General features: G+C 40.6%; 25 protein-coding genes and 1 tRNA gene. 15 read left to right on the forward strand and 11 right to left on the reverse strand.

Annotated elements, in window-relative coordinates; genetic code table 11:
- Positions 1-57: 57 nt before the first annotated feature.
- The gene (locus tag NYE35_RS12370; protein ID WP_076148443.1) at positions 58-462 is read right to left on the reverse strand and encodes a hypothetical protein; all 405 of its coding nucleotides are present in this window, start codon (positions 460-462) and stop codon (positions 58-60) included.
- Positions 463-694: 232 nt separating this feature from the next.
- Complete coding sequence (locus NYE35_RS12375) at positions 695-862, reverse strand: hypothetical protein (protein WP_254924592.1); 168 nt, start codon at positions 860-862, stop codon at positions 695-697.
- 176 nt (positions 863-1,038) lie between these two features.
- Between NYE35_RS12375 and NYE35_RS12380 the strand changes: the two genes are divergently transcribed.
- Both NYE35_RS12380 and NYE35_RS12385 read left to right on the forward strand, forming a co-directional pair.
- On the forward strand, positions 1,039-1,542 hold the full coding sequence (locus NYE35_RS12380) for a hypothetical protein (protein ID WP_094902462.1): 504 nt from the start codon (positions 1,039-1,041) through the stop codon (positions 1,540-1,542).
- A 56-nt stretch (positions 1,543-1,598) separates the two neighbouring features.
- Complete coding sequence (locus NYE35_RS12385; RefSeq protein ID WP_051491435.1) at positions 1,599-1,937, forward strand: ArpU family phage packaging/lysis transcriptional regulator; 339 nt, start codon at positions 1,599-1,601, stop codon at positions 1,935-1,937.
- 514 nt (positions 1,938-2,451) lie between these two features.
- Here the strand turns inward: NYE35_RS12385 and NYE35_RS12390 are convergent.
- A complete protein-coding gene (locus NYE35_RS12390; RefSeq protein ID WP_076297690.1) occupies positions 2,452-5,100 on the reverse strand; it encodes an HD domain-containing protein in 2,649 nt (882 codons plus the stop codon).
- A gap of 533 nt (positions 5,101-5,633) precedes the next feature.
- Here NYE35_RS12390 and NYE35_RS12395 point away from each other — a divergent pair.
- From NYE35_RS12395 to radC, 3 genes are all read left to right on the forward strand, one after another.
- Positions 5,634-6,032 carry a hypothetical protein gene (locus NYE35_RS12395; RefSeq protein WP_076297691.1) on the forward strand — a complete coding sequence of 133 codons (399 nt, stop codon included), beginning with the start codon at positions 5,634-5,636 and terminating at the stop codon, positions 6,030-6,032.
- A gap of 96 nt (positions 6,033-6,128) precedes the next feature.
- On the forward strand, positions 6,129-6,359 hold the full coding sequence (locus NYE35_RS12400; RefSeq protein WP_076297692.1) for a hypothetical protein: 231 nt from the start codon (positions 6,129-6,131) through the stop codon (positions 6,357-6,359).
- A 121-nt stretch (positions 6,360-6,480) separates the two neighbouring features.
- Positions 6,481-7,080, forward strand: coding sequence for a RadC family protein (gene radC, locus NYE35_RS12405; RefSeq protein ID WP_256717698.1), 600 nt, complete (start codon positions 6,481-6,483; stop codon positions 7,078-7,080).
- Positions 7,081-7,223: 143 nt separating this feature from the next.
- On the opposite strand, the gene NYE35_RS12410 is transcribed toward radC, so the two are convergent.
- Positions 7,224-7,451 carry a hypothetical protein gene (locus NYE35_RS12410; RefSeq protein WP_076297694.1) on the reverse strand — a complete coding sequence of 76 codons (228 nt, stop codon included), beginning with the start codon at positions 7,449-7,451 and terminating at the stop codon, positions 7,224-7,226.
- 125 nt (positions 7,452-7,576) lie between these two features.
- Entirely contained in the window at positions 7,577-8,011 is a 435-nt protein-coding gene (locus NYE35_RS12415) for a helix-turn-helix domain-containing protein (RefSeq protein WP_076297695.1), read from the reverse strand.
- Between the two features lie 919 nt (positions 8,012-8,930).
- Between NYE35_RS12415 and NYE35_RS12420 the strand changes: the two genes are divergently transcribed.
- The gene (locus NYE35_RS12420) at positions 8,931-9,491 is read left to right on the forward strand and encodes a hypothetical protein (protein ID WP_076297697.1); all 561 of its coding nucleotides are present in this window, start codon (positions 8,931-8,933) and stop codon (positions 9,489-9,491) included.
- A gap of 241 nt (positions 9,492-9,732) precedes the next feature.
- Here the strand turns inward: NYE35_RS12420 and NYE35_RS12425 are convergent, their stop codons facing one another.
- On the reverse strand, positions 9,733-10,548 hold the full coding sequence (locus NYE35_RS12425) for a replication initiation factor domain-containing protein (protein ID WP_076297698.1): 816 nt from the start codon (positions 10,546-10,548) through the stop codon (positions 9,733-9,735).
- Positions 10,549-10,739: 191 nt separating this feature from the next.
- Positions 10,740-11,543, reverse strand: coding sequence for a hypothetical protein (locus NYE35_RS12430; RefSeq protein WP_076297699.1), 804 nt, complete (start codon positions 11,541-11,543; stop codon positions 10,740-10,742).
- A gap of 311 nt (positions 11,544-11,854) precedes the next feature.
- Here NYE35_RS12430 and NYE35_RS12435 point away from each other — a divergent pair, with 311 nt between their 5' ends.
- From NYE35_RS12435 to NYE35_RS12445, 3 genes are all read left to right on the forward strand, one after another.
- Entirely contained in the window at positions 11,855-13,315 is a 1,461-nt protein-coding gene (locus NYE35_RS12435; protein WP_076297700.1) for a YfjI family protein, read from the forward strand.
- Between the two features lie 6 nt (positions 13,316-13,321).
- Positions 13,322-13,492: a helix-turn-helix domain-containing protein gene (locus NYE35_RS12440; RefSeq protein WP_076297701.1), complete on the forward strand. Its 171-nt coding sequence runs from the start codon at positions 13,322-13,324 to the stop codon at positions 13,490-13,492.
- A gap of 111 nt (positions 13,493-13,603) precedes the next feature.
- The gene (locus NYE35_RS12445) at positions 13,604-14,749 is read left to right on the forward strand and encodes a site-specific integrase (protein WP_341121133.1); all 1,146 of its coding nucleotides are present in this window, start codon (positions 13,604-13,606) and stop codon (positions 14,747-14,749) included.
- A 145-nt stretch (positions 14,750-14,894) separates the two neighbouring features.
- On the opposite strand, the gene NYE35_RS12450 is transcribed toward NYE35_RS12445, so the two are convergent.
- The 3 genes from NYE35_RS12450 to NYE35_RS12460 all read right to left on the reverse strand — a co-directional run bounded on the left by NYE35_RS12450 (position 14,895) and on the right by NYE35_RS12460 (position 16,795).
- A tRNA-Val gene (locus NYE35_RS12450) sits at positions 14,895-14,966 on the reverse strand.
- 149 nt (positions 14,967-15,115) lie between these two features.
- The gene (locus NYE35_RS12455) at positions 15,116-15,418 is read right to left on the reverse strand and encodes a hypothetical protein (protein ID WP_036686108.1); all 303 of its coding nucleotides are present in this window, start codon (positions 15,416-15,418) and stop codon (positions 15,116-15,118) included.
- 162 nt (positions 15,419-15,580) lie between these two features.
- Positions 15,581-16,795: a copper amine oxidase N-terminal domain-containing protein gene (locus NYE35_RS12460; RefSeq protein WP_341121135.1), complete on the reverse strand. Its 1,215-nt coding sequence runs from the start codon at positions 16,793-16,795 to the stop codon at positions 15,581-15,583.
- Positions 16,796-16,962: 167 nt separating this feature from the next.
- Between NYE35_RS12460 and NYE35_RS12465 the strand changes: the two genes are divergently transcribed.
- From NYE35_RS12465 to NYE35_RS12480, 4 genes are all read left to right on the forward strand, one after another.
- Entirely contained in the window at positions 16,963-18,036 is a 1,074-nt protein-coding gene (locus tag NYE35_RS12465; protein ID WP_036686564.1) for a site-2 protease family protein, read from the forward strand.
- Between the two features lie 100 nt (positions 18,037-18,136).
- Entirely contained in the window at positions 18,137-18,349 is a 213-nt protein-coding gene (locus NYE35_RS12470) for a hypothetical protein (RefSeq protein ID WP_036686109.1), read from the forward strand.
- Between the two features lie 107 nt (positions 18,350-18,456).
- On the forward strand, positions 18,457-18,900 hold the full coding sequence (locus NYE35_RS12475; protein ID WP_036686111.1) for a GNAT family N-acetyltransferase: 444 nt from the start codon (positions 18,457-18,459) through the stop codon (positions 18,898-18,900).
- Positions 18,901-18,986: 86 nt separating this feature from the next.
- Entirely contained in the window at positions 18,987-19,226 is a 240-nt protein-coding gene (locus NYE35_RS12480) for a DUF3892 domain-containing protein (RefSeq protein ID WP_036686113.1), read from the forward strand.
- A gap of 65 nt (positions 19,227-19,291) precedes the next feature.
- On the opposite strand, the gene NYE35_RS12485 is transcribed toward NYE35_RS12480, so the two are convergent.
- Positions 19,292-20,029, reverse strand: coding sequence for an MBL fold metallo-hydrolase (locus NYE35_RS12485; protein ID WP_036686115.1), 738 nt, complete (start codon positions 20,027-20,029; stop codon positions 19,292-19,294).
- Positions 20,030-20,193: 164 nt separating this feature from the next.
- Between NYE35_RS12485 and NYE35_RS12490 the strand changes: the two genes are divergently transcribed.
- Together NYE35_RS12490 and NYE35_RS12495 are read left to right on the forward strand one after the other, a co-directional pair.
- A complete protein-coding gene (locus NYE35_RS12490) occupies positions 20,194-20,748 on the forward strand; it encodes a copper amine oxidase (protein ID WP_036686116.1) in 555 nt (184 codons plus the stop codon).
- Positions 20,749-20,828: 80 nt separating this feature from the next.
- Positions 20,829-21,140 (forward strand): DUF1292 domain-containing protein, encoded by a 312-nt coding sequence (locus NYE35_RS12495; protein WP_036686118.1) that lies wholly within the window; start codon positions 20,829-20,831, stop codon positions 21,138-21,140.
- Positions 21,141-21,238: the final 98 nt, after the last annotated feature.

Below are 21,238 nucleotides of genomic sequence, written 5' to 3' on the forward strand. Positions count from 1 at the left end.
AACGACGGCAGCTCTGAACAAGAAAATAAAGTCATAGTCTGCCGTTGTGTTGTTGAACTAACGTTCCCAGTTAACGTACTTGGAACCGAGCCCCCAATATGCGTAATTATAGGTTTTTGGTTGCGTTATAAGACCCTTTGAACGATTGATCCAGTTGGATAGTTCTTCTGATTCAGCTGACATAGTCACTCTATCTAATAACATTTTTAGCTTTTCAATTTCTCGAATGTCCTCTGATCTAACAATGTCTCCTGTGAAAACGTAAAGGCTGCTAAGGAAAAATGAAATGTGCTTGCAGTTTTTATCGTCAATAAAAGTACAAATCATTGGAATATTTCCAAAGCTATTTACAGCTAATTCCCAATCTTGTTCTGGGATCATTTCATCACTGTAAGCCCAAGTTTTTATTTCTTCTGGAGTGGGATTCCAAGCATGTTTTGCATCTTTAAAAATAAATACCATTTATTCCCTTCCCCTTCATTTTGGTGTCCCTGACAGAATTCTTAATCAATATTACCAAATTGACTTTGATTAAACAAAATTACCCATTAGCTTAAAGAAGCATTTTCATCATGAGTCAAAGTGACTGTTGCACAGTACGAAGATACAGGGACAGAGAGGGTTAATAGCCCTCCTCTCACAAAGGTTATGACGTAGTAGATGCATATTGTGATATGAAAAAAGATAAAAATGCTTATGCATCCTTATCTTTTTCAAGTAATTCTATTATTCTGTCTAATTTCTTCTCTATGCTAGTAGTTTTATCTGAAACCTTGTTTTTGGTTCCATAATCACCTTTTAACAGTAAAACCAAGGGAATTGCCAAAACAAATGCCAACGGTATTAAAAAAAAATATTGCAAGATAACACCTCATTAAAAGTTTTTATTTAATTATAACAAATTTCAAAAAAAGAATCTATTTGAAGTTATCAACTGCACAGTACGAAGATATAACGCGACATACAAGGGGATGGAGGAGGTACATCCTCTCTCCCACAGTTCATCAATCAACTCAAATTTGAGAGGAGTAATTATAAATGAAAATTCAAATAGCAGCACATTTCAATAAGCAAACGAAGGATTCCAAAAAGGAGCTTGTACAGTTCCACGTAAAGGGTGATGATGAGAAGAAGCCTGAGCTTAATGCAATGACGAGATCGGTAGTTGTGTTGAGTATTGAAGGTGTGGAGCAGTACCTGACAACCGAATTCAGCAAGAGTACGAAGGATGCGAAGAAGACAGTACTGGAGTTCATTGTCAAGGGTGATAAATCCTCTGAAAACTCTTATGAATTCTACCGGAAGGCTGGATCTGATGTAGTCTTGGAAATCGCTGAATCTCAAATGAGCATCGAGGAGTTCCGAGGTGATGACGATGAAGAGGATCGTGAGGAGTCAAGAGAAGGCGTACGAGGAAAGGTTAATCCAGACGGTACGATTGAATTGGAAGACAAGGATCAACTCACTCTGGAGGAGGTAGCTGCTGCAGGAGATAAGAATGATCCGGTAATCCTTGAAAATGATGATAATCTGCCGTTTTAAGATGCTACACGCTCCGGCTTCGGTCGGGGGATTCTTTTACAGTGAGGTGATAGCAGGTGCAACAAAGCTTCCTGCCAGAGATAGATAGAGAACGGACGCAAGCTGCGGTTGAAGCGGCTTTTGATAAGTATCGAGAGAATAAATTCCTAACTTTTGAGGAACGCGAAGCAGCCACGACAGCAGCATGGTCAACTACTCCGAGAAGCGACACGGGAACAACTTCGGACCAAACCGCGAATATTGCCATACACAATGTTGATAGTTTAGCAGCACGTAAGGAGTACTGTGAGAGAATTGAAAGGATTGTAAATAGGCTTCCACGAATGGAATCATTTTTGATTAAAGAAAGATATATAATAACCGAATTTGATTACATCACGGATCAGAAGATATAGGCAAAGCTTCCCGATGACACTCCGCCCAAAGCATGTAAAGGAAATAATGAAATTGAGTCAAGCTAAGTTATATGAGTTTTTAGGGGACGCACCATTTCATGTTGCAAAAGCAGGAAGGGAATTATATATCAATAAAGCGGTATTTAGGAATTGGCTAGAGGGTAGAAGTGATGATATTTTCCCGGAGGACCTAGCGAACTGATATGAAAAGCAAATAACGATTCGTATCAAATTCGTATCATGAAGGATTTCAATAGAATGATAAGTGAATAGAAAACAAAAAAAGCCTTGAATATCAAGGCTTTCACGTATAGGACGGATGGGGTTCGAACCCATGACCCCTACCCTGTCAATGGAGTACCGTGGTTTCCCTTACTATCCTACGAGATACTGGATGCTTATAAAACAAAAGGTTTAAAGGCATAATTTAAAGTAAGCTTCCTTACGTTTTTACCTGTTATTTGGAGTATGCTACCATCGATGCTACCACATAAATTCTTAAAAGGAGGTAATACTAAAGATTACTAAAATCAAATGTATCTGTCTTATATATAATTTCATTCCCTAGAACATCAAATCCTACAGTGTATGGTTCATCAATAAGTAGATGTTTATTTTTTATTCTTTTATTTAATAGATTAATATTTATACCCTTTGACTGAGCAACTGCTTTAATAGTCAGTCCCAATAACCCATATTGAAGAATATTATCTTTGGGAGCTGAGGGCCATTCGGAACTATAAAACGGCAAAAACGATCCATGGCTCGAGTCTACTAAAATGCAATCATCAGAAAGGCGAGCAAGATTAATAAGGTTATTTTTTTCATATGGTCTAAGAAATGAAATCTTATTTGGCCAGCTTTTTATAGAAGCAATATCTTCAAAACTCATCCAACCTCTACTCGTTTGGCAAATGGGTAATTTCCCGCTTTCTCCATTTAACGAGAGTATACTTTCAGCAATATGGTTTTTAGATTCTTCTGTTAATGATGATTCAAAGTACAATGTAGCTTGCTGAGCAACCCATTTTTTTAGTTGTCTTCCTTCTAGGTTTGGAACTGAATGGTTTCTACTTGCATTAATAATAGATCCATTAACAATTCCAACTGACTTCTGCATATATCCTGCAAATATTCCGCCTGTAATTATTGCACACGCTATTTGATAATCATATTTTTCTAAGTAGGAGTACTCCAAAGGTACCAATCCAACTCTACCAATCAAATTACCATTTTTATCAAGAACTTCTGTTAAAAAGTCCTTATGTTCAATAACAAAATCCAAAACTGGTTTAGGACAAATTTCTTTACTAAACCCCAAAGAGCGTAAGATCAGTTGTGTATTATCTAATGTACGCCAATCATTTGCCTTTATTACATTGTGAACTATTATATCATCAAAGACTTTATAAGAAAGGTCAACATCTAACGCAGGAGCTAGCTTACAGCAAATAAAGTTAAGCTTATCATTCATATTACTGAGTTCTTTAGCATTTCTGTGAAGAAGATACTCAGTAATGCTTGTAACAATGTCTAATTTATCAAGAAAGATCTTTATTTTTGTACCAGGTTCGTACATCCCGTTCCCTGGGTTCACTTTTTTTATAATTGGGTTAATTCCCAGGCCTTTTGAAAAATACAAAATAGTAGTTTCATCTGGATTATAATGGACTGATCTTGTCGTCACTTCGATTCTACTACTCCACATAAATACCGAGTAGAAGCCAATTCCAAATTTTCCGACCGAAGAAAACCCACTTGATAACAAGCCTGGATGTTCTCTCATCATAAGGTCGCTGCTCCAGTATGATTTTCCAAAGTCGAGTAGGATATCTGTAAGGGTTATTTCTGTCATTCCTATACCATTATCTTCAACTTCTATCCAATAATTATTTTCTATGTCCTTTCCATAACTTATAAGGATATTACCCCATGAATCTGATTTGTTTTCAAATTTTCTTCTTGCTACAACTGCATCTCTTGCATTTTGAATTAATTCTCGAAGTGGAATATATGGGTTTTGGCCATAAAGTCCTTCTCCTCCAAGATTTGAAACAAGGCTAGGAATATTACTGATGTGAATAGTTGTATCAACAGGTGACCAACTATCTGCCTTAATGTAAGTTGATAATCTGGTGGGGCTTTCTGCACCCAGTACCCCTTTTACTTGGAATCTTTGCTTATTAGTATTGCGTAATAAGTTATCGACATTCCTCAATTCTTTATCTATCATTTTAATAGCATCGTATGCTAACCACCATTCATCGACATTTTTCTCTAAGAATCTTTGTGTTGAACTGTATACTAAAAGTTCCTGATCCACTATTGGTCGAGCCAGTTTTTCTTGAAATCCCCAATGCTTTTCGCTTTCTCCGACAGGTTTTCGAATTGCCTTTAATAAGCCTGGAGCTCTTCTGCTATCGATATGTGATGCATCGGCACATCTAATGATACAAGCAATCTTTAATAAATCCACACTCCAGCTTGCTGGAAGAGTAGGGGATGAACCTATGGGAATAGGAGGGAATTTACGAGATACTTCTTCAATTGACCACCAGTGACTTGCAGCTATTTGACCTATGGCTTCAGCAAAATGCTCGAGTAAAATATCATCATTCAACAATTTATAGCTTTTACCACTAACTGTTTTCCAGCTAAAGGTTAGTAACTTTTCAGCATGAATAGCATGAAGCTGACGTAATCGAAACTCAGTTGCGTTTTTTTTAACTGATTCAGAAGGTACCGCTCTTTCTTGTTTAGTGGGTTTTCTCTTTAGCTCATTTATTAAGAAAGTCTCCAAACAGTCATCCCATTCTTTTCCTACTTGGAGTTTATCAATTCCTTCAGCGTATGCTGCTGAGGCTAAACCGAGATCATGTAGCAGAATTGCACCACCTAATACAAAAGCCTCAGCAGGATTTATTGGATAGTCATCACCAACAATTAAGCCAGCCATCTCCCATAAAGAATCAATGTGAGTAATATCATGTACTGTGAAATAGGGTAAATCGTTGGTTATATCCGCTGCTAAGACTTCACAGTTTGCTCTAAATGTATTGAAAGCACTTCTTAAGCGCTCTAAAGGCTCCTGATCTTCCCCTTTTCCTTTCTTCCCCAAGGTTAATTTCCATAAGTTTGACTGATTCATATAATTTATTGACATTCAATTCACCCTATCTATGTATTATGAAGATATTCAAGAATGTGTTAAGTTAAGTGGCGATTTACTAATCCAATTTATGTTATTCGCTCTTATTCTACAAATTTCCTGCTAAGTAAAAATACCATAAGGTTGCATTGAATATATTTCTCTTTGTTAAATAAGAAATAATTATGTATAGGGTGATTTGGAAATTTTAAAAAATCGAGCCACAAGCTATGTACATACTATTGACCTTTGAATTTTGGATGCGCCCACCGCCTCCTGGTGATAATATCCATGTATAGGTGACCTGACCTATAGCATCAATCCATCAAGATGATATAGTACAAACGAACCATAGGTTGTTATATGCTCCATTTAAGCTCAAAGACAAATAAATAGTTATTCAATAACCTGTTTCCAATCCCTAGCGGAGTGATGCAGGATTTTTCATTTGGCCTAAAGCATGACAGCGATAATAGGAGCCTTTGAGATGCTTGCCTGTGAGCTTTTGCGGCGCGGAGTTGTGATCAAACCATGAATGGGGGATCTACATGAGCAGAGAGGTACTATATGTCAAGAGCTGCGGTAATATTGAATATGAACATTATTGTACTAAAACCCCATTTTCCACAGAATATTTTTGCAATCCACTTGGGAGATGGGTTAAACAAGAAGTGAATCTTACAACTTATGGTATAACCGTCCGATTCTCATATAAAAGAGAGAGTATTCAATATGACACTGGCCCATTAGCCGCTAGAAACAATCAATCAGGGTATATCTTACAGCAATTATTGAGCCTTAACCTAAACAATCTAGAGGAAATCAGGTCACATATTCTTAAAGAACAAGCTGCACTGTTTAAGTACCACAAGGAATACCCTTTTGATGAATACGCCAGGAAGCAATTAAAAAAACAACATAGAAAACAGCTGTATAAGGACTTCTAAACATTATCCTTCGTGGAAATGATTTAGGAGTCTTTTTTTGTTGGACAGAGAATAAAAAGGGTCAGTGAGATTAGCCCTAACATGGAGGTGATATAGATGAAGGATAAACAAGGATTACCTGAGGAACTGACGGTGACTCTACGGCAACTTGTCATGAACGGACATTTTAGAATGGCAGGAACGGTGCTATATGTGTACTTTAAACGATGCTGGGAGCTGGAGGATGATTTAGCGGGATACTATGTCGTCCGCTACTTCGCCAAATATTTTCCTAAGCAATGGGGCAGATACCATGAGTTTCAAGCTGCTGCTTCTGAACAGAAATAAAGACCGCTGGCAGGCGGCCTTAGTAAACTAATTTCATAGTAATCATAAACAAATATAAGTTCACATTCAAGAGGAGCGGCTACGGCTGACTCCTCTAATTAATGTTATGGAGGAATTAATAATGTCTAATAACTCATATATAGCAATAATCGCCAATACGTTACGCGAGAAAAAGAGCAGTTATACCGTTGAAGAAATAATGAAGGTATTCAGCACCCCTGAGTCTCTTATGGACGCTACAGAGCAGGAGTTAATGGAAATCCGTGGGATCGGAAAAGTTAAGGCACAACAGCTTATCAATGCCTTAGAGCTTGCCAAATTACTTAATACTCCTAAGAAACCAGCAACAGTTATTCGCTCACCCCAAGATGCCTTTGATGTACTTCACAATGAACTTGCCTATTTAACGAAAGAGTATTTTGTTTGTCTATTCCTCAATACCAAGAACCATGTTATTGCCAAGGAGACCATCTCTATAGGTTCTCTGAACTCTGCAATTGTACACCCAAGAGAAGTCTTCCGCGCTGCCATCAAGCGTTCTAGCGCAGCTCTTATTTGTGCTCACAACCATCCTAGTGGTGATCCAACACCGTCTGCTGAAGATATTCAGCTTACGAAACGATTAGTAGATGCTGGTCAGATTATAGGAATCGACGTAATTGACCATTTAATAGTTAGTGATCAGGAATACGTATCCTTAAAGGAACGTGGCTTTATGTGACAAAATGGGAGTCAGTCAAATGGCTGCTCCCCTCTTCAAATGCCTTCGGCTGTGTCTCTTCCCTCGCTCCGCTCGATATACATACCCCAACCTTCTACTACTCACCTCTTCAGTTCATACGGCTTTACACCATCTGCTGGCTGTTAATCGTTAAACAGTGTACGTGGGTTGAAACGGTAATCAGGGTCAGCCAGTCTTCTTAGAAGCAATTCATGGGCAAAGTTATTGTATTGTTCTGGTGCTTCATACTCTGGCTTAGGCTTATTCATTAACATCAGTAGATTTCGACGATACTTATTAGCTTCAATTTGGCTCTTTGAAGTAGAAGGAAGGGAGTCCTCCAAGTCTAACGCTCTTAGTAGTTCATCCATTATCTCCATAACCTCCATTCATTATCATTATCTTCATGTATATTAAAACCGATAATAACCCTAATCTTCTTGCTCCATCAGTTCAATAGTACCTATCATGCATACTCCCCCAATGCAATTATTGATTATAGAATTGTACCGTACAAATCGGGATCATTATCAGCGATTTCCTTCCAGTATGCTCTTTGAGCTTCTATATCCATATCAAGCGGTTCATCTGGTGCATCCTGATCAATCTTGTATTGCAGGATGCCATCAGAGTACACATCTTCGTACAGGTACGCTTCAAACTCCTTGTAACGACTCTTAGGTAAAAGCCGCTGACCAGTTTCAATGAGGGAAATAGTAGAAGCCTGTAGTCGAACTATCTTTCCGAGGGCCTCCTGGGAGAGGTTATCATGAATTCTCTTCAATTTGATTTGCTTATGTATCGGTAAGGTGTCCAAAAAGACTAGGACACTCTTTTGAGCATTGAAGATACTCATTAAATCATCGGGGTCTTCCACATATGCTTTTCGGAAGCCGAATTGTCCGTACTTCTCTAAATCATCGAAATCCATAACATCACTCCTTATTGGTTATTAGGCCTCCCGTTCTGTACAGAGATGAGAGGCCGTGTATGAAGAATCAAAACGATAAAGGAAACAGTAGGGAACCCGTATCGTTCTACTCGAACGTAACCCTTTATTTCGCTTATTGTCAAATTATTTATTAACTGAATTATTAATCTCTTTTTCCTTTCTGCGACCTATACACCCATGAAGCATATGTAAGTGAGCAAACCCGCATAAACACTGGGGTTTCAGGTACTTACAGCCATGTTATTAAACAGGGGTAAGAGGCCTCCTCGCTGTGGGAGTAAGTACAATAATCAGCAATCACGTATAATCATCGCTGGTTAAACACTTATTGTTAGTCAATCAATTGCTAAGTGCTGGCTGCAGGATTTCGTGATATGATCGCCTCAGGGAGGGGGTAGCTCATGTGGAATCCAATATACGATGAAGAAGCTTTCAGGAGTTATATGAAAAAGCAAGCAGTCAGCAAAGAGCATGTGCAGAACAGTATATCCAGATGTAGGAAAGTTAATTATTGGGAAGGAAATCTCTATCAACACTATACTAATGATCGAGGCAGCTCTCTGTTGGATCGTCTAACTTACACGAAAGATGATGTTGAGAGATGCATAGAGTCAAAACACAACTTGCCCATAGACGGCAACAATGGATACATGTCCATATACTATGGAACAGCTTCTTTACGTAACGCAGTGCAGCATTACTTTGAATTCCTAAGACAACTAGATTGAGGATTGTTCTTCGCCACCAACCCAATTGAATAAGGTAACTAGCCGCAAACAGGAGGGCTTAGGGTAGCCTAGAAGAGAAGATAAGCCTTTAAGGGCCGTAGGGTGAAACCATACCATTGAAGGCTTACATCGTCTATTAATGCATTCATATGAGGAAGGAGAAAGAATGAATGGAAATGGAACCCGTAGAGTGGATAACATCGATATTAGCCACAATCGCAATCATTGTCAGCGTGTTTTCATGGTGGACTGCCCGCCGCAATACTCTGGCTGCTGAAAGGAACGCAATCGCGGCAGAAAGAAGCGCAGAGGCTGCAATCCAATCCAATGAACACATAAGGAAACAATATGAAGCATTCCAAGAGAAAGAACGTCAGCGTCGAGAGGCGTTAAGGAGGTTGTATATCAAACGTCTAATCAAGACGGCTAGGCAGATACATAACGCAGTCCTTGGCAAGTATCAAATCGATTCCCCGCTCACTCGTAATCCTGTAGTTATCGATTGGGAATCCATCAGAAAAGTCCCTCAGGAAGTAACTTTCTCCGATGATATTCTGATTGATATCTTTACCTTTGAGGAAAGAGAGCAGATTGACAAGGCGTGGTCCAACCTCAACCATTTAATAGACGAGTATGGGATTGACGACGAGGAACGCAAAGGAATCGGATTCGCAGGACAAGTAATCAGTGAATTCAATCGACTCATTCAGATGTTCGAAAACAAGGGGTAAAAAAGACTAAAATGGCGATACGCATTGTCCAGCAAAGGATTAATCTAGTCTTATCCAGCATACTGAAATCATACTGGAGTAAATATTGTTGAAGGTGGATCGCCGCAGCCAATTCAGGATTTTTCGTCTCTTTTTAGGGCTATGTAAATTACATAAAGAAATCCAGTGGTGGCGCGGTTTTCAACCATTTGTAGTATTCATTCCATACTTGACGCCAGGTTATGTATTGCTTACTCTGAATCTATGAAGATAGCTCGCCAAGCTGCTTCAAAGGTGGTGTGTAGATGAAAGCGCCAATATCTATAATCTCTAATGTGGAGAGTATGAGGTCGTGCAGATTAACCCCCTGTGCTGATCCATACTCTCTTATTTTCCGTTGGGCAGCTCGGGTAACACTTTCCCAATCCATTCCTCCTACTTTTGAACCCCTGTTAAGCTGTATGACCATTTCACGCAAGTTATCGGGCATTCCGCTTAAATCCGTTATGATCTGATATCCCTTGGCAGCGGCAAAATCATCTGGTTTTAGATCAGCTACTTTCTTCATGGAGGGAAAACGATACCTTAGTTCAGCTCTAACCCAGGCATCCGTAACCAAACCTCGCTTTTCTCCTCTCTCTCTCTGCTTATCATAATGAGCTAGTTGGATGGACGAGCGCCGCTTACCCATATATACAGATGTGGGCGAATAATGATCTACCGTAGCTTTCTTAGGAGGGTGTATAGCATGTTGCTGATGGTATGGAAGGTTGCTATCAAATGCAATGTCTAGCCGCTTAACCATCCAGCGCTCTATTGGAATGAGCACAAAGATGTCTCTTAACAGAGTGCTGCCGTTCGAGTAACCATTAAAGCTCAGCCATACATTAAACTTAGCTGTAGGGAAATTCGGCCTGAATCCAAGCTTAACTCCGTTTAACCGATCCTCTGTAAAGTATTTCCAACGAGGGTGTCGCCCCACCTTGTTACGTTTGAAGATAAGCTCATGGAGCTGTTTGATCTCTAGTTCGTTTCTGAGTAGCAGGTACATTGTCTTAGTATCCGTTGATACATGCATGTTAGATTGCCTCCTTAAAGTTGTAGGGGGGACGGCAAGAAACTGTGTAATACTTTACCCTCGTACACTCCCTTACTAAGAGAACAACCTTTTCGAAACCAGATAGTCAATGGGAATATATGTTCTTATTTATTTACTTATAAAGAAACCTAACTCCAAATAGATGGAATCAGGCTCATTCTCGGCAATTGTTAGTCATTCATCAGTTCATGTAGTAGTCTGTCAATCTTTTCATTAGAATTACCCTCGTACATATCTATGCGGCGTTCAGCCGCCGCCAGCCGCTGATTTAGCTCGTTGACAAGTTCATGCAACCTCATATACTCAATATGTTTATGTGCGATCATATCCATATCTTTAACGATAATGTCGTGTAATCGGGGTACTTCATCCGACAATACTCTGAGTTTCGCAATATTTCTTGATGTTATGGGTTCACCTGTTTCAGGGTCCAAAAGTTTAATAAATACCTCAACCTCAACTTCATCTAATTCCTTTGTTACGTCATTCCAGTGAAGTTTTGAATAGTCAGTATCATCGAGAATATGATTCTTACCGTGTTGAAGGTAATAGTGGTAGAAATAATCTAGTCTATCCCTTGGTTTGCCAATGAATATGCCCGTTGCCCACTCTCCATCTGGTATCTTAGCAGTGATCAAACCAAGTGGAACATGGTATTTTTCGGATAATCTTGCAACATTGCTTTCACGGACGCTTTCTTTTAACATTTCTTCAATATTCTTGAGTCCCTGATACGACAATATTCCCGTATTTGCAATGCTAACTCTCGTGTATTCGTCCCCGTACATTTCCTCAAGCCACACACGTATGACTAATAGCTTCTCTCGGGGATCAAGGGTAATGAATCTTTCAAAATGTACTCCGTGCAGGCATCCACCACTGATATTTTCCTCTTCAATTTGTAGCCGTTCCAAAATAAGCGGCCTCCTAAACTTACCCATCACACGCTGAAATGCGGTTTGAGCTGCACCCATCCCATTTCACCTACCCTTCGTTAAGTTGAAATTCCATTAAAGGAATTATACCAAAGATTCACAATACTGTTGAAATTCACGTTATAACCGCAAATTAGTTTAAAAATTTCGGCGGAGTTAACAACATTTTTCAACTAATTGAATTCAGGTGAATGGCGTTGTATTATCGGGTCACAGCTAAAACGAAAGGATGTGTGACATGACAGACTGGATAAATTTTCAAGTATTACTAACTACATTTCCTTATTGATAGCGAAGTTTAAGATTGAGCTGAAGCTTTTGACAACAATTCATAAATGGAGGATGAAAAAATGAATCATAATACCTCACCAGCAAATGGTTATAGTGCTGTAGATAGTGCTTTATCATTAAGTAAAGAGACCAAGTGGGCTGGTAGTCCTGTTCAATTCGAATTCTTTGAACACGTTGAATTCCCAGTTGATGCTCTACCTGAGACATTGGCGAGAATGACAGATCAGGTATCAGATGTGACACAAACATCAGTTGATGCTGCTGGAGCAGTCATACTGTCCATGATTTCGGTGGCCGCTGCCAGAAAGTTTATCGTTCGATTGGTTGAAGGAGAAGGCTGGGTAGAGAAAAACAATCTTTATGTATTAATCGCGATGCCTTCTGGTGAACGGAAAAGTGCAATATATAGTCACCTGTCCAAACCAGTCATTGAGTTTGAGAGAATGATTGAAAATCCTTTATTTCGAACGGAACACGGTATTAGAGTGCAAAGGTACATCACAGATGATGTAACCCCACAAGCACTAATTCAACAGTTGAGCGAAAATGATGAACGAATGGCTTTACTATCAACCGAAGGAGGCCTGTTCGATAACCTAAATCATAAACATTACGGAAATCAAGCCAAGCTCGATGTGTTCCTACGGGCATTCACAGGAGATCGTATGGTTATTGATCGTAAAAATACTTCAAAGATTATTCTTAATGACCCAACGTTGACCATGTGCATTTTCGTTCAACCCTCTGTGCTTCAAGCTCTGCCTGACAGATATACTGGGCAGGGATTCATGGGCAGATTTTTATATGTTTTGCCACCCTCAAAAAGAGGGCATCGTACCACAGAGATAAAATCAATTCCAACAGACTTATTTCAGTCATATAGGGAATTAATCCATCACATCATGAAATTTGAACCAGCAGCCCCAGTAGAACTTGCCTTAACTCTCGAAGCACTAAATAAGCTGCAAGAGTTTCGAGAATGGTTCGAAATAAAGCTGAGGGACGGCGAAGAATTATCGCATGATTTCCTCCGTTCATGGAGTGAAAGAATACCAGGTCAAATTGTTCGAATTGCTTCATTACTTCATGTGTCTGAACAAGCGATGTTCGGTATGCCGTTCGATGATTCCTTTGAACGAAAAATATCTGAAGAAACAATGAACAAAGCAATCGCGCTCGGGAATTACTTTATTGCACATGCAAAAGCAGCTTTTGGTTGTTTTAAGTCGAATTTGGAAATCGAGGACGCCAAGTATCTGTTGGAGGTCCTGAAGAGAAAGCAAATACAGAAGTATAAGCGTCAAGAACTCTGGTCAACGGTCAAAGGTAAGTTCGGTACTGCTGAAAAGTTCGACTCCGCATTAATTATCCTAGCTGAGCGGGGGTTTTTGAGGGCAGACATTACCAAGTCCTTACGGGGTAGAAATGGGATGAGTATCGAATGTCATCCAGATTTAATAGATAGAGTAGTAGAAGTAATCCCTCCTCACACTAAACCGAAAACTGAGCAGGAGGGATAGCTTCCAATGAAACAAACTTATCCAGATGTTCTGCAAGTTGCTGACATTCAGAGAATCCTTGGAATTGGCCGCCGCCAAGCGTATGAACTGGTGAACTCGGGACAATTTCATGTAGTGCGTGTCGGTAAGTCGATTCGCATTCTAAAGGAGGTCTTCTTCAATTGGCTTAATGGGTAAGAATGCATTTTGAAAGGTGGTGATATAGAGTGCTTGTGGAACGTATTCGTGGTGATCCATAATCCATTAAATTCTTTTAACAACTATAATAACTCAAGGGAGGCGGCTGAAATGACAGTTGCGGGCTATGTAGGAAAGTACTTTGTGAAGAAAGAGAATAAAGAACTGTACTTTTACACTCTGACTTTGGGCAAGGATTCTAACGGTAAGCGAATCCAAATTAGAAAGCGAGGGTTCAAGAGCGAAAGGGAAGCAAAGAGAGCGCTTAGAGAAGCTCAGGTGCAAGCAGATAAAGGGTCTTATTGTGAGCCGTCTAAACTGACCTACGGAGAGTTTCTGATAGAGTGGTTCAGAGGTAAATCATCCAATTACGGAACACAGACTATTAAAAGCACGGAATCATATATCAGACTTCATATCAAACCCCAGTTGGGCCAGTATCCGTTGGCAAAGCTTAACATTATAATTATAGAACGGTTCGTGAACGATCTTAGAGAGAAGGGACTGGCTGAGGGTACGATTAAACGAATCTTCAATGTTGTTACAGCTTCTCTAAATTCAGCTGAGAGAAAGGATGTTATTGCGAGGAATGTAGCCTCTAGAATTGATAACAAGCCTAAGGATAAGCGGAAAGATATGCAGATATGGAATGCTAATGAGGTCAGACATTTCCTGCACACAATCCGCAAAGAGGAGGTAAGATATTATGAAGCGTTCCATTTGGCGCTAGCTACTGGGATGCGACAAGGAGAAATACTTGGTCTACGTTGGCGAGATGTGGATTTAGAACGCGGAGTGATTTCAGTCAGACAAACGCTGAGTCATGATGGTAAAGAACTTAGGGCTGGAGCAAAGACAACAACCAGCATTCGGACAATCTCATTTGATGTTGATACAATTCAGATGTTGGAGAAGTGGATGCGGCGACAACAACAGGAGAAAGATGACGCTGGGGCAATGTACATTAATCATGATCTTGTGATCTGCACAACGGTTGGAACACCAACTACACCGCGAAATCTGTCCAGAACATGGTATAACATGCTAAAGAAATCCGAACTACATCCTATAACCTTTCATGATCTTAGGCATACTCATGCTTCACTACTGCTGAAGAACAACGTGCACCCTAAAATCGTCTCAGAGCGCTTGGGACACGCTTCAATACAGATTACCCTTGATCTGTATTCTCACCTGTTTCCGAACATGCAAGAAGGAGCAGCACACCTTATTGGAGAACAATTATTCAGAACCTGAGTTACTCAACGGTAACTGAGGGAAATAGAAAGATATGAATAGACGTGCTACCACGGTGCTACCATGAAGGCATAGGAGAGGTTATGTTGAGATGGTTTCTGTCCATAAAAAGTAAAAAAGCCTTGAATATCAAGGCTTTCACGTATAGGACGGATGGGGTTCGAACCCATGACCCCTACCCTGTCAAGATAGTGCTCTCCCGCTGAGCTACCGTCCTGCGACGAAATTTATAATACCATATGAGAGAGTAGGATGGCAATTCTTTTTTATAATCAATATAGATGTAGAGTGGTGTTTTCTCTTATCTCCTCCGACTAAGTAGTTAATAGCTAGAAAGGGGATGACCCATCATCCCCCTGCACCGAGTCAGATAAAAAACGGGAGTAGAAATAGACTGCTTATTCCGAAAAAAGGGATACGGCGTGGATAGAAGCGGCGTCTTGGGTAAAAGCCGGGCTGGAACCCGAATTGTCTATAGTTCGACTGCTCGGCAGGCATTCCGTTCATACGATCGACCATTTCATTGCTGGGAACCGCAAGGGTGATATAGTTCTGGTCCACGTGAGCGATGAAGCCGTCAAAGGATTGACCATCAGTCGTTACTATACCTACATATTTATTCATGCAATTCCAAGCGACCTGTTGATGAAAATTTGTATTTGATTCCATGGATATCCTCCTCGAATGTTTCAATCCTGATAACAGTCTATGGTCCTTAGCCTACAACGTTCACGGCGTTTGCCTATATGTAGGAAGGTTAATTTTCAGGGATAATCACTGAGGAGGATTCGATTAGTTCTTTAATCAATACACATGCTTGTACTGTACTTTCTAATCAGTATTATTCTTGGAGTTATTGGAATGAGCTTCAATGGAGTAGATAACTTCTTTTTTGCCAGTAAGCGGGGAGTCATTTATAAAATACAATTTGTCACCGCTCCGCTTTACGAATTTCAAATTATCTCCTTTAAAAGGAACATCGTTATTTTCCGCGTATTCCTGATCCTTTGCTGTGAGTAGCTCCTTATACAAAAGGGTTCGCTCGCCTGTTTGGCGGTCGATTAAGGTTAGCAATCCATTCTGATTTCCACGAAGCAGTATGATTTCTTTATCAATGCTTTCTACATAGTAAGCATCTTCCTCGCCACCCAGCTTTACAAGATCAAGAGTATCTAGTACATTGCCTGTGCCGTCTTGGATGAAACGTAAGGTATTACCATCATGCAAGATGAGGTTGCCATCATAAGGTTTGAAATCCGCATCTCCTCTGAACTGGTAAGCGAATGTGGCCTTACGTAGTAACGCACCATTTTTGAATATGAGTGTGATTTCGCGTGTATTAATATGAGGCTCTCCATAGGAATCAATAATCTTAATGACTAGCAGACCCCCCGCCGTTTTCTCGATCTTCATTCCTGCCCAGTCAAAGTTTGTTTGGAGTGAAGTGAGTTTTATCACCGTATCCTTGCCTTGTGAGACATATAAATCACCATTAGCTTTGACCAGCGTATAGGTACGCCCTCCAGAGGATTCTGTGAAAACATTGTAGGTCTTCAGATCATCCGCTAAAAGTGTATTCGTTGTGGAGTCTAGACGGAGATTGCTGCCTTCGAAAGCCTTAACGATAAAACGCGCCGGCACAAATATCCCATCTTCTTTGGATTTAAAAGGTATTCCTCCAAGATCTACCGCTTTCCCGTCAAGCACGCCAGTTTGACTCCCGATTCGAACAGCAAAACTTTTAGTCCAGCCTTTGAACAGAGCACGTTTGCCGGATTTATCCCAGTCCATTTTTAAGCCAGCTTGCTCAGCGATCCCCCGAACATCTACGTAGATTACACCATTTTTGAGCAGCGCAGGTCCGCCAATGTTTCCGCCTGGAACGCCAAATTGGTAGTATACTTGCGAAGTATTAGCAAAGGAAGCTTGGGCGAGCGCAGGCGACTCCGATACAGTTAATGAAGAGTTTGCTGACACGGTGGCAGGGAGTAGAAGTGTTGAGAGCATTAAGACGGATAACCAAGCTTTGGAGTGAAAAGAGAGCATATGAACCAACCCTTTCTTTATCTGGCAGTAAAATTTATCCAAGATAGTTGGTTTGACGCTGAAACGTTTCTAAAAGTTGCATCGTATACATTCGGAAGGACTCTTTGTTGAAATACTAGCAGTTTTTTTAAAATTGAAAGATAAAGGAGCTTGTGATCTTGCCGCAAATGCAAAATGAGCAGAAAAAGAATACTTCTACTCCGCTGAAATGGTTGGGGGGCGGAGCCGCTATGCTCCTGTTAAAAGGAAAGGCGATTTTGTCTCTGCTGAAAATAGGTAAAATTGCCGGTCCGTTAATTTCCATGATGGTTTCGATAGGGGCATATGCTTTAATTTATCCGTGGGGGTTTGCCATAGGTATCGTCCTGCTTTTGCTTGTTCATGAATTGGGACATGTTATAGCCGCTAAGCGCATCGGGCTACCCGTCAGCGCTCCGCTATTTATTCCTTTTTTAGGCGCGTTAATTACTATGAAAAAACATCCGCTGGATGCGAAGACAGAAGCGTATGTAGCTTTTGGCGGACCGATTCTGGGTACTATTGGGTCTACTGCTGTTTTTGGAGCGGCATATTATATGGATAGTCCGCTTCTTTATTCCCTTGCTTATATAGGCTTTTTGCTTAATTTGATTAACCTGCTGCCAATCCATCCGCTAGACGGTGGACGTATCGCTACCGCGGTTACGCGCTGGCTGTGGCTTGTGGGTCTGGTCGGTGGCTTAGCTATAATCGTTTACTTGCGTTCGATTTTGTTCTTTATCATCTGGGCAATGTTTGCTTACGATCTGTATAACAAATTTGTGAAAAGACGTAACAACAACCGGCCGCAGTCTGTGACTAAGGGTTTCTTAATTCCAGTGGAGCCCTTGAGAGAGGCGGGTTACATGATTCCAGGAGCTGAGCATCGCCGGGATTTACCTTTTACCACCTACAGTGATCTAGAGAGACAGCAGTATGTTGTGGTGAGATGGGATCAGCTGAATTATTATGGCAAAGCTACACTGCCACAGCAATGTATTATTGAAAAGGTAAGAATTTCGCAGCTGGAGCAAGTAACGTTAGAGAATGGTCTTCATTTAAAAATGCATTGTGACATCAGCTATACAGTCCATGATAATGATAAGTATTACGATGTACCAGCCAGTACACGTTGGAAATATGGGACAGCTTATTTTGTTTTAGCAGGCTTTCTGGTTGGGATGATGTATTTAGTCCATTTGGTTGGAAACGTCAATCTCTAAGAGGGCAACTGGAATGAATAGCTCCTATTGTTTATAAAGCTCCTGAATCGTCAAAGCTGTAGTGAGTATAACTGCAGCTGCGGTGAAAGGAGCTTTTTTAATGTCTAAAATTGTGAAATGGGAAGTCGGCGTTTGCCTAGTGTTACTACTGGGTGTAGTGGGTTGTTCTACGGCGAAACCCACAAAAGTTATGGAAATCAATGAGATGACCAATCTGGATGGCAAATCTAAAAGTCAGTATCCTCCGTTATCACCTGTGATGAAAGACGTATATAACCGTTCGATCCCTGAAGAAGTATATTCTGTGGATTAGTCTACTGAGAGGTTACGGATTCCATATGTAGGCTTTTCTTTCTAGTCATTATTTTATATAATAGACAACTATCGTTGGCTACATAGAGAGAGGAGTTTGCAACTAACATGGCGGCAGAAATCTTACGGGTAACTACAGAGGAACAGCTTCAGATGGGGCTGGATATCCGCACTAAAGTATTTGTTGAGGAACAAAAGGTACCGGCCGAGGAAGAAATTGACGAATACGATGCCATCAGTCCGAATGCGCACCATATTCTGATTATAGATGAAGGGGTACCTGTAGCAACGGGGAGATTGATCTATTACAAAGCAGGTACTGCTAAAATGCAGCGCATCGCCGTATTGAAAGACTATCGGGTCAAAGGATACGGACGTGTCTTGTTGCTGGCTATGGAAGAGCTTGCTCGGGAGCTTGGACTGGAAGCTTCAATTTTAGATGCTCAGTGTCAGGCAGAGAATTTCTATAAGAAACTCGGCTATGAAGTTATTTCTACGGAGCCATTCTATGATGCAGGTATATTACATGTACGGATGCAAAAAATGCTTTAAAGATTGGCGCACATAATTATTGGACTCTTTACGCAAGCTAGGATGTGCCGAATGATGGCAAATCCAAGTGCAAGGGGCGAGCTAAAGTGCCAAATAACGAACGAGAATCTTTCGTAGCTGTTCAAAAAAATGGGGATGGCGATTTGACAAGCTTCCAGACCTCTACAGGACGTGTGCTGGCGTATGACCAAGCCCTGCAAGAAGTACAGGCCGGAAATATTGCCGGAGTGAACGCTTTTAAAGGTAAGGATGGAGAAACTTATATCCGCGGAGATGCGGATGGAGATCCAACTAACAATCTGGATAATTTGCCGACATTTTCATAGTTCAACACGAAAAGCCGTACATACGTCAACAGACGTTTATGTACGGCTTTTTTTATATGCAAAGATCAGAACTTATAATTCACATGCTGCTCTAAAAATTCCATCTCCCCTGTAAGTCCGACGAAATCTGGTTGTTCATCGCTATAATGCATGAGCTTGATCCGTTCGCGAACATCTTTAGGCAAAGACATCAGCTCTTCCAGCGTAGTGTGAACAACGCCTGTTCCGCCTAATTGGCAGTCATGCAGGATGATCCGGATCCCGCGCTCCCGCACAAGGCTAATCAGTAGATCCGGCTGAAAGGTCATGTCCGCACTATAAAAAATCTCGTTATTTATTAGAAGGGAATAACTGTTTTTGCCGGGAATATGCGGTGTTTGTACGATCTCTAATGAAAGAGTGGGAGAGAGGTTGTAGGTAATTTCAGGCTGCAAGGGCTTAACTTCGAAGATATCAGATAAGGAAGATACAGCATCTTCTTGGTACAAGCCTCCCTTTAATGTATTGTTCCACAAGGGCTCTATAAGTGTCTCAGGAAGCAGCAAGGTCATTTTTTTACCGTGCACATGCTTTAAGGTTAGCGCAAGCTCTTCCAGCCCTCCAACGTGATCCGCATGAATATGTGTAATGAGCGTAGCATTTACGTCATTGAAGGATTTTCCAAGTCTATGCATGGCAAGCGGGGCTGTTATCCCGCAATCAATCAGCAGGGTGTAATTTTCATCTAGCAGCAAGCCATTGTTGTTAAAATATTTTTTCGCAAAAGCATTGCCTGTTCCTAGCATTTGTAGGCTTAGACTCATAAGAAAGAACCCTCCTGAAATCGGTTATAGCTAATGTTTCTGCTTCGAATAAGACCATAATATCATTTTTCGCAAGATCAATGAAATATTTACCTAAAATTAGCGCAACTTGCTGAAACAAAGTAAGTATATATTAACAGCATGAATTATCTGGAGGGTCTCAAATGAATAGATGGAAAAAAATCACTTTGTGCGTGTTTGCTTTTTCCTTAATGGGTGGCTCATTATTATTCGCCGATTCCGTTAATCAGAAAATTAGAGTATGGAGCAACGGAAAAGAAATTGTAGACGGCGGTTATCTAATTGATGGAAAAACGTACATTCCTGCTAGAGAAACAGGCGGGGTTGTTACTTGGGACGGTTCTGGGAAAGTTACGATTCTTAAACCTAATGTCCATATTGTACTTTTTAAAGGGGATACGGTTTTTGGCAATGTCAACGTAGGCAAGCTGAAAATTAAGATATTAACACAGGTAGATAGCCTGACTGAAGAGATTTCAGCTGTGAAAGTAGCCATGACAGATCCGTCTGGTAACGTTAAGGATATTCAGTCGCAGGTGCTTGAAGGCTCACAGAAGGATAATTTCTGGTTTCCAACCTCTGAGTTTACTTATGACTTTAAAGAAGCGGGCAAATATCGGGTGGGCTTCTATATTAAGCCATCCAAAAATGCAGATTACGTACTTGTGTCGGAGAAGGTAATTACAGCGTTAAATTAGGTGTTCTAAATTGACCTGAACTAATCTAACGTGGTACGATACCAGATGTAGGATAATACAATTCAAAGTGAGGTATTACAATGAGCGATCACAAACATGAGCATGGTGAAGCATGCGGTTGCGGGCATGATCACGACCATGAGCACGAGGAGTTTGTGCTGACCTTGACGAACGAGCAGGGCGAAGATGTGGAAATGGTGCTTGTAGAAACGTTCGACATAGGCGAGAAATTATATGCTCTGTTGTTAGAGCGCGAGAATCCAGAAGCAGACGGCATTATTCTGCGTATGGAAGAAGAAGACGAAGAAATGGTATTGTATAATATCGAAGATGAAGAAGAATGGAAAGCTGTTGAAGAAGCTTACAACAATCTGCTTGCTCAGCAAGAATAGATTCTAGCGACTAAACTTAAGCTGTTCTATGTGAATGGGACAGTTGATGCTTATATACAGAAACCCGATACTCATTATGGTATCGGGTTTTTGTATAA

It is taken from the genome of Paenibacillus sp. FSL L8-0494, assembly GCF_038003695.1.
In the GTDB taxonomy this organism is placed as follows: domain Bacteria; phylum Bacillota; class Bacilli; order Paenibacillales; family Paenibacillaceae; genus Paenibacillus_AQ; species Paenibacillus_AQ odorifer.